General features: G+C 68.8%; 16 protein-coding genes. 7 read left to right on the top strand and 9 right to left on the bottom strand.

Going from position 1 to position 14,337, the window contains the following annotated elements; translation table 11 throughout:
- Positions 1-10: 10 nt before the first annotated feature.
- Positions 11-1,639, bottom strand: a complete 1,629-nt coding sequence (locus EER30_RS22760) for a thiamine pyrophosphate-binding protein (RefSeq protein WP_127502542.1) — start codon at positions 1,637-1,639, stop codon at positions 11-13.
- Entirely contained in the window at positions 1,636-2,409 is a 774-nt protein-coding gene (locus tag EER30_RS22755) for a cyclase family protein (RefSeq protein ID WP_127502541.1), read from the bottom strand. Before EER30_RS22755 ends, EER30_RS22760 begins: the two co-directional genes overlap by 4 nt.
- Positions 2,410-2,628: 219 nt before the next feature.
- Between EER30_RS22755 and EER30_RS22750 the strand changes: the two genes are divergently transcribed.
- The 3 genes from EER30_RS22750 to EER30_RS22740 all read left to right on the top strand — a co-directional run bounded on the left by EER30_RS22750 (position 2,629) and on the right by EER30_RS22740 (position 4,713).
- Positions 2,629-2,880, top strand: a complete 252-nt coding sequence (locus tag EER30_RS22750) for a type B 50S ribosomal protein L31 (protein ID WP_127502540.1) — start codon at positions 2,629-2,631, stop codon at positions 2,878-2,880.
- A gap of 72 nt (positions 2,881-2,952) precedes the next feature.
- The gene (locus tag EER30_RS22745) at positions 2,953-3,876 is read left to right on the top strand and encodes an NADP-dependent oxidoreductase (RefSeq protein WP_127502539.1); all 924 of its coding nucleotides are present in this window, start codon (positions 2,953-2,955) and stop codon (positions 3,874-3,876) included.
- 51 nt (positions 3,877-3,927) lie between these two features.
- Positions 3,928-4,713 carry an SDR family NAD(P)-dependent oxidoreductase gene (locus EER30_RS22740; protein ID WP_127502538.1) on the top strand — a complete coding sequence of 262 codons (786 nt, stop codon included), beginning with the start codon at positions 3,928-3,930 and terminating at the stop codon, positions 4,711-4,713.
- A 3-nt stretch (positions 4,714-4,716) separates the two neighbouring features.
- On the opposite strand, the gene EER30_RS22735 is transcribed toward EER30_RS22740, so the two are convergent.
- The 4 genes from EER30_RS22735 to EER30_RS22720 all read right to left on the bottom strand — a co-directional run bounded on the left by EER30_RS22735 (position 4,717) and on the right by EER30_RS22720 (position 7,701).
- Positions 4,717-5,457: an MIP/aquaporin family protein gene (locus EER30_RS22735; protein ID WP_205650367.1), complete on the bottom strand. Its 741-nt coding sequence runs from the start codon at positions 5,455-5,457 to the stop codon at positions 4,717-4,719.
- A 794-nt stretch (positions 5,458-6,251) separates the two neighbouring features.
- Complete coding sequence (locus tag EER30_RS48840; RefSeq protein WP_127502537.1) at positions 6,252-6,542, bottom strand: hypothetical protein; 291 nt, start codon at positions 6,540-6,542, stop codon at positions 6,252-6,254.
- A gap of 84 nt (positions 6,543-6,626) precedes the next feature.
- Positions 6,627-6,836 (bottom strand): hypothetical protein, encoded by a 210-nt coding sequence (locus EER30_RS22725; RefSeq protein WP_127502536.1) that lies wholly within the window; start codon positions 6,834-6,836, stop codon positions 6,627-6,629.
- Between the two features lie 187 nt (positions 6,837-7,023).
- A complete protein-coding gene (locus tag EER30_RS22720; RefSeq protein ID WP_127502535.1) occupies positions 7,024-7,701 on the bottom strand; it encodes a type 1 periplasmic-binding domain-containing protein in 678 nt (225 codons plus the stop codon).
- 180 nt (positions 7,702-7,881) lie between these two features.
- Between EER30_RS22720 and EER30_RS22715 the strand changes: the two genes are divergently transcribed.
- The 3 genes from EER30_RS22715 (at position 7,882) to EER30_RS22705 (ending at position 11,643) form a co-directional block, all read left to right on the top strand.
- Complete coding sequence (locus tag EER30_RS22715) at positions 7,882-8,541, top strand: hypothetical protein (RefSeq protein ID WP_127502534.1); 660 nt, start codon at positions 7,882-7,884, stop codon at positions 8,539-8,541.
- A gap of 112 nt (positions 8,542-8,653) precedes the next feature.
- Positions 8,654-10,579, top strand: coding sequence for a fibronectin type III domain-containing protein (locus EER30_RS22710; RefSeq protein WP_127502533.1), 1,926 nt, complete (start codon positions 8,654-8,656; stop codon positions 10,577-10,579).
- Between the two features lie 59 nt (positions 10,580-10,638).
- A complete protein-coding gene (locus EER30_RS22705) occupies positions 10,639-11,643 on the top strand; it encodes a WxL protein peptidoglycan domain-containing protein (RefSeq protein WP_127502532.1) in 1,005 nt (334 codons plus the stop codon).
- Positions 11,644-11,703: 60 nt separating this feature from the next.
- On the opposite strand, the gene EER30_RS22700 is transcribed toward EER30_RS22705, so the two are convergent.
- Both EER30_RS22700 and EER30_RS22695 read right to left on the bottom strand, forming a co-directional pair.
- Positions 11,704-12,201 (bottom strand): hypothetical protein, encoded by a 498-nt coding sequence (locus tag EER30_RS22700; protein WP_127502531.1) that lies wholly within the window; start codon positions 12,199-12,201, stop codon positions 11,704-11,706.
- A 109-nt stretch (positions 12,202-12,310) separates the two neighbouring features.
- The gene (locus EER30_RS22695) at positions 12,311-13,030 is read right to left on the bottom strand and encodes a DUF2690 domain-containing protein (protein WP_164842451.1); all 720 of its coding nucleotides are present in this window, start codon (positions 13,028-13,030) and stop codon (positions 12,311-12,313) included.
- On the opposite strand from EER30_RS22695, the gene EER30_RS49760 reads away from it, so the two are divergent.
- Positions 12,993-13,319 (top strand): GNAT family N-acetyltransferase, encoded by a 327-nt coding sequence (locus EER30_RS49760; RefSeq protein WP_349290887.1) that lies wholly within the window; start codon positions 12,993-12,995, stop codon positions 13,317-13,319. The two genes, EER30_RS22695 and EER30_RS49760, sit on opposite strands and share 38 nt — an antisense overlap.
- 40 nt (positions 13,320-13,359) lie before the next feature.
- On the opposite strand, the gene EER30_RS22685 is transcribed toward EER30_RS49760, so the two are convergent.
- On the bottom strand, positions 13,360-14,079 hold the full coding sequence (locus EER30_RS22685) for a DUF8817 family protein (protein WP_127502529.1): 720 nt from the start codon (positions 14,077-14,079) through the stop codon (positions 13,360-13,362).
- Between the last annotated feature and the right edge of the window lie 258 nt (positions 14,080-14,337).

The raw sequence follows: 14,337 nt of genomic DNA, 5'->3' as shown, positions 1-14,337 counted from the left end.
CAGCGGCTTGTCAGTGCCCGCGGAACGCCTCCTCCAGCCACCACGAGGGCCGGCCGGCGGCGACCTTCGCGTCGACGACCATCGGGACGTCACGCGGACCGGCCAGCCACGCGGCGACCGGCTCCAGGTCCTGCGGACGACGGACGATCGCGGACTCACAACCGTACCCTCGGGCGATCGCGGCGATATCGGTCGGCGGGAACGTCACCGTGGACAGCGCAAAGCCCTCGGGCCCGAAGTGATGAACCTCAGCCCCGTACGCCTCGTCGTTGTAGACCACGATCAACATGCCCAGCCCGAGACGGCGTACGGTGTCAAGCTCGGCGATGCCCATCAGGAACCCGCCGTCACCGCAAGCGGCCACCGGGACCCGGCCCGGCGAGGCCAGCGCGGCTCCGAGCGCGGTGGCCAGGCCCAGCCCGATCGACTGGAAGGACTGCGTGAAGCAGAAACCGCGCTGGTCGGGCACCGACAGGAACATCGACGGGTAGCCCATGAAGTTGCCCGAGTCGACGGCGATCACGCGTTCACGGGGGATCAGGTCGTCCAGCGCGATGCTGAACGTGCGCGGGTCGATGTGCTCGGCGTCGCCGTCATCGTCGTACGACACGTCGCGCCACCGCCCCTGAAAGACCAGCCTTTCCTGTACGTCGGCGGTCCGATACCCGGTTTTCTCGCCCGGCAACGATTCCAGCACCGCCCGCGCGCTGCTCGCCACATCCCCGACGACGCCCAGGTCGACCCGGTGGTGGGCGCCGAGCGCGGCCACGTCGAGATCGACCTGTACGACCGTGGTGCCCGTGTTGAACAGGGCGCCGTGCTTGGTCGTCCACATGGTCAGCGACGCGCCCCACGCCACTACCGCGTCGGCCCCGGCGATCAGGTCGGTCGCGGCCGGGGTCGCGAAGCCGCCCGACACGTCGAGGTTCCACGGGTTGCCCGCGAACAACCCTCGCGCCACCGCCGTCGTGGCCAGCAGCGCCCCGCACGCGGTCGCCAGCGACTCCAGCTCGCCGCGCGCGTCCAGGGCACCCCGCCCGGCGATGAACACGGGCCGTTCCGCGTCGGCCAGCAACGACGCCATGGCCGTCACCGCCTCCTCCGACGCGAGCGGCCGGGTGACGTCCACCGGGTCGGGAACCGGTACCGGCTCAGCGGCCGCTGCCTGCACGTCCAACGGCAGATTGAGGACGACGGTCCGCCGCTCGTTCACGGCGAGGCGCCACGCGCGTATCACGTCGTCGACGGCCGTGCCGGCACTGTGGACACGTACGGACGAGGCGCCCACCGCCCGCGCGATCGCCTCCTGGTCGACCGCGAAGTTCGACCGGGGCGACGTCGCCTCGGCGGCCAGCACGATCAGGGGCGTACGGCTCTTGGCCGCCTCGGTGATACCGGTCATCGCGTTCGTCAGACCGCACCCCTGGTGCACCGTGATCACGCCGACCTTGCCCGACACGCGCGCATAGGCGTCCGCCGCGGTGGCCGCGCCCATCTCGTGCCGGGTCGCCACGAACCGCGCGCCGCCCGCGACCAGTGCGTTGGTCACGTGGAAGTTGCCGCTGCCGACCACGCCGAAGACCAGGTCGACGCCCAGCGAGGTGAGCGTCGCGCCGACCGCCTCGGCGACGGTCGTCATCGTTCGACCAGGGCCAGCACGCGCGCGGGGCTGCCGGAACCGCCGACGATCGGCAGCGGCGCGACGATCACGACCGCGCCGACCGGGGGCAGGCTGTCGAGGTTCTGCAACTGGGTGAGGCCGTACTTGCCCGCGCCGAGCAGGAACGAGTGGCACGGGAACGGCGGGTCGAAGCCGCCCGCCTGGCCCGCGTCGGTGCCGACCGTCTCGACCCCGACGCCGATCACCGGTGCCTCCTCGGCCAGCCACTTCGCGCAGTGCGGCGCGATGCCGGGCGTGTGCGGGCCCGCGTCGTCGACGTTCAGGAAGTCCTTCTGGCTGCCCGAGCGCGCGTCCCACCCCGTACGGATGAAGAGCCAGCTGCCCGCGATGAGCGCACCGTGCTCGGCCTCCCAGTCGCGGATGTCGGAGACCTCGAGCAGGAAGTCGGGGTCGTCGGCGACCCGGGGGGACACGTCGATAACGGCGGCCGGCGCGACCAGCTTCATCGGCGCGATGCGCGAGACGTCCTCGCCGTCGCGGGCCGTCACCCAGTGCACCGGGGCGTCGAGGTGGGTGCCCGTGTGCTCGCCGGTGTGGATGTTGTTCCAGTACCAGGCGGGCCCGCGCTCGTCGTAGTGGCTGATCTCCTCGAGCCCGAAGCCCATGGTGTTGCCGAACGGCGCCGGCAGTTGCAGGATCGGCGTCGAGCTGGTCAGCGGCGCCGTGAGGTCGACGACCTCGACCGAGCCGGTCCGGACAGCGCGCACGAGCTCGTACAGAATGCTCATCGATCATCCCGCCCTGTGATCAACACCGTGACGCAGAGCAGCCTACGACTCACACCCCGCCCACGGGAACGCCCGAAGGGCCGGGAATCCCGGGGGCCGCCCCGGCCGGAAGTCCTCCCGAAGGCCCGCCCGTTGTGGCCTGGAACACGCCTCTGCCAGGGGAAATATCGAGGGGGGCCGCTCGGTTATGACAGGCGACTTCCTCGGGAGGACAGAGACATGAAGAACGGCATCCACCCCGCCTACAACACCGTCGTCTACCGTGACCGCAACGCCGACTACGCGTTCCTCACCCGGTCGACCGAGACCAGCGAGAAGACGGTCGAGTGGAGCGACGGCAAGACCTACCCGGTGATCGACGTTCAGATCTCGGCGGCGAGCCACCCGTTCTGGACCGGTCGCAGCCGGGTGCTCGACACCGCGGGCCGCATCGAGAAGTTCAACGCCAAGTACGCGAAGTTCGCGAAGTAACGGCCTGAAAAGCGCCCGGCATCACACGATGCCGGGCGTTTTTGTGTCCGTACGCGGGCAATATGTACGTACATGAGGGCAATAGCGATTGACGAGTACGGCGACACCGAGGTCATGACCCTGCGCGAGCTGCCCGATCCGCCCGTCGGACCGGACACCGTACGCATCCGCGTGCGCGCCGCCGGGGTCAACCCGGTCGACCACCTCATCCGCGCCGGTCACCTGCAGGGCGCTTACCCGCATCACCTGCCGCTGATCCCCGGCTGGGACGTAGCGGGCGAGGTCGACCAGGTCGGGCCGGCGGTGACGCGCTTCGCGCCCGGTGACCCGGTGATGGCGTACGCCCGGAAAGACAGTGTGCAGCACGGGACGTACGCGGAACTGGTCTCGGTGACCGAGCGCGCGGTCGCCCACAAACCGGCCGTGATGTCGTTCGCCGAGGCCGGTGGTCTGCCGCTCGCCGGGCTGACCGCGTTGCAGGCGCTCTCGGCCGCCCACGTCGGCGCCGGAGACGTCGTGCTGATCCACGCCGCGGCCGGGGGAGTGGGGCACCTCGCAGTGCAGCTCGCCCGCGCGTTCGGCGCGAGCCGAGTGATCGGCACCGCCTCGCCGGCCAATCACGAGTTCCTGCGCGGACTGGGCGCCGAGCCGATCGAATACGGCGAGGACCTGCCGAAACGCCTGGCCGACCTGATCGGCGGGGACGGGCGGGTCGACGCGGCGGCCGACTTCCACGGCGGGGGCGCGTTTTCGCTGGTCAGGAACCCTCTCCGGTACGTGTCGGTCGTCGACCCGGCCGTCAAGGAGCAGGGCGGACGCTACGTGTTCGTGCGCCCGGACGGCGTCGAGCTCGAGTCGCTCGGCGGGCTCGCCCTGATCGGCAAGCTGCGCGTACACGTGTCCCGGGAGATGCCGATGGTCGAGGCGCCCGAAGCGCACCGGCTGATCTCCGAAGGGCACGTGCAGGGCAAGATCGTGCTCGAAGGGCTGGCGTGACTGTCGCCCCCGCTGGTGTGACCGCCGCGCTCGCGGGGAACGGTCGTACGCATGCGCCTTGATCTTGCTGGAAGAACGGCCCTGGTCACCGGATCGACGCAGGGCATCGGACGAGCCATCGCGGCCGGGCTGGCGGCGGCCGGAGCCCGGGTCGGGGTCAACGGCCGGTCGCGCGAATCGGTCGACCGGGCGTTGTCCTCGCTGGGCGACGCGGGCGACTTCGTGCCGGTGCCGGCCGACGTCACCACGGCTGAGGGGGCTGCGGCCGCCCTCGAAACGATCGGGCCGGTCGACATCCTCGTCAACAACCTGGGCATCTTCGGCGCCCAGGAGCCCCTCGACATCACCGACGACGACTGGCGGCGCTACTTCGAGGTCAACGTGCTGGCCGCCGTACGGCTGACCCGCTCGACGCTGCCCGACATGCGCTCGCGAGGCTGGGGCCGCATCCTCTACATCGCCAGCGACTCGGCCGTAGTCATCCCGGCCGAGATGATCCACTACGGGATGACGAAGACCGCCCTGCTGGGCGTCTCGCGCGGCTTCGCCAAGGAGGCGGCCGGCTCAGGCGTGACTGTGAACAGCGTCATCGCCGGCCCCACCCACACGGGCGGCGTCGAAGACTTCGTCTACGAACTGGTCGACCGCGAACTGCCGTGGGACGAGGCCCAGCGCGAATTCATGCGCCGCTACCGCCCCCAGTCGCTGATCCAGCGCCTGATCGAACCCGAGGAGATCGCCAACATGGTCGTCTACCTGGCCTCCCCACTGGCCTCGGCGACCACCGGCGGCGCCCTGCGAGTCGACGGCGGCTACGTGGACGCGATCCTGCCCTAGTTCTTACGCCCGCAGCACCCGCTCGAAGAGGAACGTGGCGACGGCCCCGCCGAGCAAAGGCCCGACGATGTACGCCCACCAGTCCGTCAACTGGCCGGCGGCGATCATCGGCCCGAGCGCTCGCGCGGGGTTGACGCCCGCCCCCGTGACCGGCCCACTGACCAGGATCGCCACCGCCAGCGCGACCCCGATGGCCAGCGCCGCTCCACCCCGAGACACCCGCGCGTCGTTGGCGACCAGCACGACGACCAGCACGAGAATGAACGTCACCAGCGCCTCGACCAGCAGCACCCGCACCGACCCGACCCCAGCGGCCGGCGCGGTCGCGCCCAGGTCGGCCATCTCGCGGGCCCGATCCCCGTACGCTCCCCAGGCCACCACCGCGGCGAGCAGCGCCCCCGCAAGCTGCGCGACCAGATAAGCCGGCACCCGCCCCCACGGAAGCCGCCCGGCCAACGCCAGCGACACCGTCACCGCCGGATTGAAATGCGCCCCACTGATCGGGCCGAGCGCCGCCACCCCGATCGCGAGCGCCGCACCGCCCGCCAACGCCACCGTCTCGGAGCTGTAGGCCCCACCGGCCACCGGCGTATTGAGCGCCGCCGCCACCGCCGTACAAATGATCGCCAGAACCAGCACGAACGTGCCGGTGCCTTCCGCAACCGCCGCGCGGCCACTCTCACTGTGCAGCTCATGCCCGTGCAGCCCGAGCTCCCCGCCGCGCCGAGCCGTCTCCATAGCCATAGCCGATCCCCCCAGACCTCCGCCTGAGATCACAGCCTGCCGCCGCCCCCGACCAAGCCACATCCGTCACTTGACTCGTAAGCCCAGCAGCCCCGTGTGACGTCGCCGACAAACTCCGTAAACGCGGGACTTGGCGGCCGTTCCTACCACGGCAGTCATGGCCGAGAGCGGGCACGATTCAGGCCGGGAATTGCTGACCCTGGTCTCCCGCCTCCCCTCGCCAAGGCCGACGACGCTCCAGCTCCCCAACACAGAGCCAACCTCGTCCAGAGAATCCCCGACAGACTCGTCCTCTGACCAATCGCTGTCTCGAGCAGCAGGCGCGCCGGAGAGTGAGACGCGCGCATGCGCATTCGGTCTTTTGATTCAGAGGTAGGCGCGGGCTTGGTGTCGCTCCGTTTGACGAGCTCGACTGCCTCAAAGAAGGGCAGCTCCCGGAGGCGCTGCGACCGACCAACGCCAGGTTTGCGGGCCTGGTGCTCGAGCACATCGAATACCACCAGGTTGGCCGGCCGGGCGGCTTCGGCCTGTAGCCGGCGTCCTGCTGTGACCCGACCCTGTACCGCCGGGAACGACGTCCCTCCTGCGGCCTCGTCCCACCCGAAGATCTCGCCCACCGACCACAATGCCAGGTGAGAGCGTGGCCGCCAACACGGCAGCGAGAACTAAGGGCAACGTCAGACGTCAAACCGTCGGCGGTTGCTGGTTCAGAGGGTGATGACAATGCCGACGCCGGGCGGCCTCTTGAGGCGGAACAGCCTGGAGAGTCCACCGCCGATGCGGGCGGTGTGCGATCAGTCGCCGCAGAACCACAGGTACAGATGTCGGCCTTCCTCGACCAGAGCCGCGAGCCGGTTGATCTCGGCACGAGCGGGCTCCGGGATCACGCCGGCCGGGAACCGCTCCAACTCCGCGAGCAGGATGGGAATCTGACGCTGGTTGAAAACCGTGTCGAGGTAGGCGCACAGCCCCGCGAGCATCGGAAACGCTGCGGGATCGAGATCAATGAGCTCTTGAGTCCACTCGAAGCCACGCTCATCGGCCACGACCCGGCCGGACTCTTCACGCACTTGGAGATCGATCACCGCACCACGGTAACGGCACCTTCCTACCGCTTCCCGGACTCGCCGGTGGCGCCTGCGACCCCGTTGCCCTTTCGGGCGCGAGGCTTAGGATTCGCCGCGGGCATTCCTTCGCGGTGCGATGAAGACGGCCCAGGCAGCCACACCGAGGGCCGGACCCAGCGCGACACCGAGACCGACGTTCTCAAAGAAAGTCCCGACGAGGAGGCCGGCGGCGGCGCCAAACGCGATCCAGATTCCGAGGTTTCCCCAGATCCCGAGACCTGCGGCGCCCGGGGGCGTGTCGTTGCTCGTCATCGCATCTCTCCCAGGACCCGGGTGAAAGGCTGACATTCCGGCGGCCCCCCCGCGACGGATGCGCAACCACCTTCCTCCACAAGCTATCACCGCACATCAAGGGCCCATCTTCGTCGAGGGGTCGGTCACCGCGCCGGTGCCTTCCCGTCGGCCCGCTTGCCAAGATCAGGCGCCCGATCTGCTGCGGTCAGTAGTGGTCGAGCCAGAGGACGATGCCGGTCAGGTTGTGCAGGACGGCGGCGACGCCGGCGCGAACGGCGGCGGCGCATCGCGAAGCCGTGAAGGACTTCGGGTCGTACGTTGAGGCGCTGCCCAGGCCTTCGCCGCGGAATGACGCGCCGGTCCAGTCGACCGCCGTCACGTTCTGGGTCGGCTCGGCCAGTTCGGCGCCGACGATCAGGAACTGCTGGTCGAGGTGGTTGGCGCTGACGATGGCCAACGGGTCGATCAGGTCGTTGCCGGCGCTGATGATCAGGTCCGGCTTCAGGGAGCGGGCCCGGGTGATCGCGGGGATGAGATCGTGCGCGCCGTCGGCGACCACCGCGCGTAGGTCGGCGTCCTCGGCCGCGGCCCACTCCTTCACCGCGGTGACCAGCGCCTTCGTCGGCGCGTCGTGGCCGGTGGTCAGCAGCACGACCCGGTAGTCCTCCGACGGGTGCACGTCCTTCCACGAGCCGGGCGCGGGGGTGATGACCGCCTCGGGCGCCGGGGTCGGCACGGAGAAGCCCGCGCCCAGCGAACCGACCGGGGTCGGCCGGGGGTGCGGCTCCGACCAGTCGGAGGAGGTGAAGGCGGCGCAGGCGGAAGAGGCGGTGAGGGCGGCGGCCACGGCGAGGGTGGTCACCGCCCGGAGCAGGGGGCGCAAGAGCGTACGTCCTCGGGAAAAGCGGGTCGGGGTCTCGATCGGGAAAGTTAGCCCTATCCGAGGCTGTGACAAGGACTTGTGGGCGGTTCCGATCAGGTTGTCGCCAGTGGTTCGCCCGCGATCTGGATCTTGTTAACCCGGGGCGTGCACGGTGCGCAGGAACTGATCGCTAGGAGTCACATGTTTCGCCGTACGCTTTTCGCCCTCGCCGCCGCGGCTGCCGTCCTGGTCATCCCGCAGCCGGCCGAAGCCCACGGGTTCTCGTCCACCGTCTATGCCGACGTCCATGAGAGCGGTCCACAGGTCAAGACCAAGCTCGAGCTCGAGTACGACCTGCTGGTCGTCTCGGCCGCCGACGCGGAGAAGGACGATCCGCTGTTCCGGGCCGGCACCGCCGCGTTCGAGGCCGGCGACACCAAAGGGCAGGGCGCCGCGCTCGACGCGCACGCCGCGACCGTACTCAAGTATGTGGAGAAGCGCTTCACTCTCGCGAACTGTACCGCGCGCCAGGACGGGAAGTTCGTCATGGGCGAGCGCGAAGGGGTCCCGTACGCGGGCATGAACTTGACCTGGAGCTGCGGAAAGGGGAGCGGGCACGAGGTGTCGAGCGCGCTCTTCGGCGACGGTGAGGGCTACGTGAAAAACGTGCGGACCCTCGTGACGTACGACCTGGACGGGCGCAGCGGCAGCGCGACGCTCGACAGTGCACAACCCTCTTTGTCCACAGGCCGTCCGTGGTATGCGATTTGGTGGGTATGGACGCCACTGCCCGTGCTGGTGGCGCTGCTCGTCGTAGTAATCATGCGGAGGCGCAGGTCACACGTTCGTGAGCTTGGCTAACTTCACCCCGACGATCTTGATCTTGTTCATGATCGGTTCACCGAGCCCGTCTTTCGTGAGCGAGCCCCCTCCGGGGCAATAGTTCTCATCTGGAAGAAGGATCGGACAACCGATGAGATTCAGCACCATCCTGCAGGCCCCCGGGCCCGCCGGGCGTCGCGTCGCCACCGGCTTCGCGGCGACCCTGCTCGGCCTGTCGGTCGCCCTCGGCAGCGGAATGGCGAGCCCCGCCTCCGCCGCCGACACGGCCACCGCCAGCGCCGTCATCCTCGGTGTCGGCGCCAACGAGACCCAGCGCATCGTGAGCTGGTACTCCTCGGCGGACACCGCGCAGACCGTCCAGCTCGCCCCGGCCGCCTCGGTGGTCAACGGCGAGTTCCCGGCGGATGCCGCGACCTTCGCGGCGATCGGCGCGGCCAACATCGCCACCAGCGGCGGCTTCAACCGGCACGCCACCCTGACCGGCCTCAAGGAGAACTCCGCGTACTCCTACCGGGTCGGGTCGGAGGGCAACTGGTCGTCGGCGTACACCTTCAAGACTCAGGACTTCGAAGGTGACTACGACTTCCTGTTCTACGGTGACCCGCAGATCGGGGCGTCCGGCAACCTCGCCAACGACCAGGCCGGTTGGAAGGACACCCTCGACGTGTCGCTGGCCGCCAACCCGAACGCCGAACTTCTGGTGTCGGGCGGCGACCAGGTCGAGACCGCGAACACCGAGTCGCAGTGGGACGCCTTCCTGGCCCCCGACAAGCTGCGGCAGTACCCGTGGGCAGCCACCATCGGTAACCACGATGTCGGCGGCAAGGCGTACGAGCAGCACCTGTTCACCCCGAACACGGACCGCTCGGCCGCCTACTACGCGAACGGCAACCCGACGTCGAACACCTCCGGTGGCGACTACTGGTACATCCACAAGGACACGCTGTTCATCGACCTGAACAGCAACTCGTACGCCACCTCGCAGGGTGGCGGCGGCGACGAGGCGCACCTGGCCTACGTCTCCGACGTCATCAAGCAGCACGGCGCCGAGGCGAAGTGGACGGTGCTGGTCTACCACCACGCCATCTACTCCGCGGCCTCGCACGCCAAGGACGGCGACAACAAGATCCGGCGTACCGACTTCCCGACCACGTTCTCGAAGCTCGGCGTCGACCTGGTGCTGCAGGGACACGACCACGTGTACACCCGCAGCTACCTGATCAAGAACGGTGCGAAGGCCAACCCGGACGAACAGCCCGGCCAGGCCGACGTCACCGCCGGTCCCGGTGGTGTGCTCTACGTGACGGCGAACTCGGCCTCGGGTTCGAAGTACTACAGCATCACCCCGCCGGACAACAGCGGCACCAGCGGTCCCGGCAACGGGGCCGACCCGCTGAAGCCGGAGAACTACTGGTACAACTCGGTGCAGAACCAGGAGAAGGCGCGGACCTATGTTCGTGTCCAGGTTCGCAACGACAAGCTGGTGGTCGAGAACGTGCGCAGCGCGGCCTCGGCGAACGGCGAGGTCGGCTCGCTCGTCGACAAGGTGACGGTGCACCCGTACCACGGCGACGGCCAGGACATCCAGGTCAACGTCCCGAACCCGCTCCCGGGCGAGTTCGGCTGGACGATCGACGGCGCCAACGGCCTCGTCGACCTGGGCACCGCCAAGGAGAAGATCGGCGAGTACTACGCGGCCGGGGGCAAGATCAACCCGATCGCCGTGACGGACACCCGCCGCTCGCTCGCCCCCTGGTCGCTCTCGGCCGGCGTGGGTGACTTCAAGGACGCCGAGAAGTCGTTCTCCGGCGCCTACCTGGGCTGGACGCCGAACGTCGTCACGCCCGGCGCCGGTGCGACCGCCGGTGCGGCCGTGCCGTCCAAGCTGGACGACAACGGCCAGGGCCTCTCGGTGTCGAGGGGCCTCGCCTCCGCGGCGCAGGGTCACGCCCGCGGCACCGCCAAGCTCGGCGCCGACCTGGATCTCAAGATCCCGGCCGAGGCCGAGAAGGGCAACTACCGCACCACCCTCACGATCACTGCCCTGAGCAGCTGATTATTTCGGCGGGGCGCTTCTTTCGAGGGCGCCCCGCCTTCCCCCTAAGGACCTCACTTATGCGTACGCCCATCGCGGCCGTTCTCGCCGTCGCCGCAATCCTCGGTTTCGGAGCGCAACCCGCGCTGGCTTCCGACGAAGTCACGTGGACGGTGCGGACCGCCTCGAACTCGTTCGGCGCCGACCGGTCGAGCTACAGCTACAACGTGAACCCCGGCGGCTCGCTGAAGGACGCGCTGGTCGTCGCGAACCGCGGCAAGAAGCCGGTCAAACTGGCCGTCTACGCCTCCGACGGCTTCACGACCGGCACCGGACAACTCGACCTGCGAGGCCACGCCGACAAGCAGACCGGCGTCGGCGCCTGGGTGACCTCCGCACAGAAGTCGCTGACCGTCGACGCGGGCAAGACGATCACGATCCCGTTCACGGTGACGCTGCCCGGCAATGCGACCCCCGGCGACCACGTGGGCGGCATCATCACCTCGCTCACCGCCCCCGACGCGACCGAGACGGTCAACGTCGAGCGCCGCCTCGGCATCCGCATCAAGATGCGCGTCGGCGGCGACCTCGCACCGGCCTTGGCGATCGAGAAACCCCATCTGTCGTACGAGGGTGGGCGCGCGACGCTCGACTACACGCTCCACAACACGGGCAACGCCACGCAGTCAGCGGATCAGGCCGCGAAGGTGTCCGGCCCGTTCGGCTGGTTCTCGTCGACCGCGGGCACGATCGCGGCCCCGCCCGAGCTGCTGCCGGGCGAGACGTGGAAGGTGTCGGTCCCGCTCAGCGACGTGACGCCGGCGTTCTGGCTCACCGGAAAAGTCACCGTGACCCCGCGCCTGACCGACGCCTCCGGCTCGACGACCTCGCTGAAGCCGGTGACCGCGACCGCCCACGCCTGGGCTGTGCCGTGGCTCGTGGCCGCGCTCGTCCTGCTGCTGATCGCCGCGATCGTCCTCGGCGTGATCCTCTACCGCCGGGCCCGTGTACGCCGCAAGGAACGCGAGGACGCCCGCGTCCGCGACGCGGTGGCCGAGGCGCTCGACGCCGCCGCCCGCCCCTGACATTCCTCCCTCCTCCGAAAGGGCGCCCGGCTTCCGAGCCGGGCGCCCTTTCCTTCTCGATCAGCGGTCAGAGGGCGAAACCGGTGACGGACAACCTTCCAGGTCTCGTCGCGGTGTCTCCACCGGCTGCGGGGCGCCCGCCGGCCAGCGAATCTGCTTGACCGTCGATCTGCCGCCGACGGTGAACCGATAGATCGCCGTCCCGTCGATGAAGCACACATGGTCGACCGATCCCCGGTCCGTTTGCAGAACCAGCTTGACGGGGTCGGTTTCCGAGTCCGAGCCGCCCCGCACAATTTCGAAAAGGTGCCACTGTGGATCCTTCGGATCCTTACATTTCATCAGCAGGAATTCCTCGGGCTTCCCATCGTAGTCGAGGTCGTAGTATTCGTACTTGGTGTCGACCGTGTCGACGCGATATCCGGCGTCCGCGTCCCGGGCCTCGGCCCGCTCGTCCTTCATCTGGCCGGCGGGGTCCTCCGGCCCGCATCCGCTCATGAAAGCCAATACCACGACCACCCCTACCCAGATTCCCTTTCGGAGTACGCGCATCATCATCAGACGGCTCCCTCTGTCATCTGACTGCCAGGCCGGTCTTCAGCCTGCCCCGGCCGTGCGCTCGGACTCCAGGGGTGCGATGTCAGTTGACAACGCGCTGACAGGGCCGCTAATCGAGCACCGCGCGCCCGGTCTCCCCGTACGCCACCTCAGCCCCGTCGAAGCGCACATCGACCCAGGCGAAGAACGGCCCTTTCCCGGTGACGAGAAGGCCACCCCAATGGTGATCGAACCCGTACTCGACCCGGTATTCCACTCGGCGGTCATCGACCTCCCGTGCCACCCCGACGGTGAGATCGACGTGATAACGGTGCATCGCGAGCATGTCGAGGCCGGGTTCGCCGCGGAACCGTCCCCAGGCGGCATGCGTACGCGGGGAATAGCGCAACTCGACCAGCCCGATGATGTGCCGCTTCGCCGCGAGGGACACGCTGGCCGCCCGGGCTGTCACAGCGTCATCGCGGCACCCGGCGTCCACCGGATCGTTGCCGTCCGCGACTTCCTGCTTCCCCCACGGCGACGCGAGCACCGGCGTGGTGAGGGCCGCATATGTCTCAGTCCATTTGCGCCGCCACTCGTCGACGTCGCCATCGCATGCCGTGACAAAGGCCGTCGTCACTTCCAGCGAGGGAAACTTCTTGCCGCCCACCGCGTCCGCAATGGTCGTGTGCGAAAAGAACGTCTTCCTCGCCACGGCCCGCAGACTTGTGATCCCGGCCGACACCCGCAACCGGTCGAGCTCCGCCGCGAACAGCCGCCGGAGATCGCCGGCTTCCTGAGATGAAGCGCTCATGATCAGGCACTCCCGGGGCATTGTCGTCCCCGTCATCCCATCCCGCCCCAAGCCCGATGGCAACAATCTGTCAACTTGCCGGAAAACCCTTGCCGACCGCGGCAACCCCGAGTTGATCCTCCACCGGGGCCACGGCCTGGGCAGGTGGCTCGTCGACAGCCTCGTCGAAGACCTGTCCGCCGAGGGAGTCCTCCGATTCATGCTCGCCACGAAGGACGCCCACGACGTGTACCGCCGCTCGGGCTTCGACGCGCTCGCCGGCGCCGATCGCTTCATGGAGATCGATCGCCGCCCGAGGCGGGCGGCCATTCTCGGTCCGACCTGACGGCCGTGCCGGCAGCAGGCTCTGGACGACCCCTCGAACCTCACCGGAGCGCCGCTGCGAGGTCGGCGGCGGTCTCGAAAGTCGGTGCCGCCCGTCCGGTCTCGTCGGCGTTCAGTGCGACGTGCTCGACGCGGGCCAGCATTTCCGTTGCGGTTTCCCGGTCCTCGAGCGTCATGGCCAGTTCTGCGCGGTAGACCAGGACCTCTACGTGTGTGACGGGGTCATCGTCTGCCTGCGGGCGCGCCAACGCACTGTCGAGAATGCGGGCTGCTTGGCCGGCGTCACCCTTGGAGTCGGCCAGCACAACGGCGTTCGCCAATACTTTGGCGAGCCGTCCGGCGGGTGCGGGTGCAGGCGTGGGCATCGTGGCGGGCTTCTGGAAAACGCGGATCCAGTTGCCGCCCGGGTCGACGACGCTGAATCCGCCCAGCCCGTCGGCGTTCTTACGAGCCCTGGGCCGGGTCATCCGCGGCATCCCGGACACCAGGACTTTGCCGTACGCGGCCCGCATGCCGGCGGCGAAAGCCCGGTGCAGCTCCGCGATGTCCGGGGTGATCACGAGGCAGGAGCCGTACGACTGCTCCGGATCGAACCCGGCCATCTCGAAGAATTGCAGGTGCAGGTCTTCGCGTTGCAGTCCCACGCACGGGTTGGGTTTGCGCTGCTTGTACGTGGTACTGAAGCCGAGAATCCGGTAGAAGGTTTCGATGTCGTCGATCGACGCGCAGGGCAGCAGGGGAACGGTTACCTCGTTGGCCATGGCTCCTTCCTAGGCGTCGCAGACGGTCCGTCGCACATGGAAATAGCCGATCATCGCTTGGTCCCGTCCGATCAGCCGATGCGACCGCAGTCGGCATGCGATTTAGCCACGGACGCGTAGGCATCCGCAGTTCGCAGATCCTAATGAGTTCTGGGAGCACGCCATCGGGCAAACTCCTGGTGGGTAGGTAGCCGCCGGCGGACGAGCACTCAGAGTTCCTGGACGTTGAGTCCTGCTGAAAGATCGTGCCGCTGCCGG

Origin of the sequence: Actinoplanes solisilvae (genome assembly GCF_003999975.1) — a bacterium.
In the GTDB taxonomy this organism is placed as follows: domain Bacteria; phylum Actinomycetota; class Actinomycetes; order Mycobacteriales; family Micromonosporaceae; genus Actinoplanes; species Actinoplanes solisilvae.
This window is presented reverse-complemented; position numbering and strand designations above follow the sequence as displayed.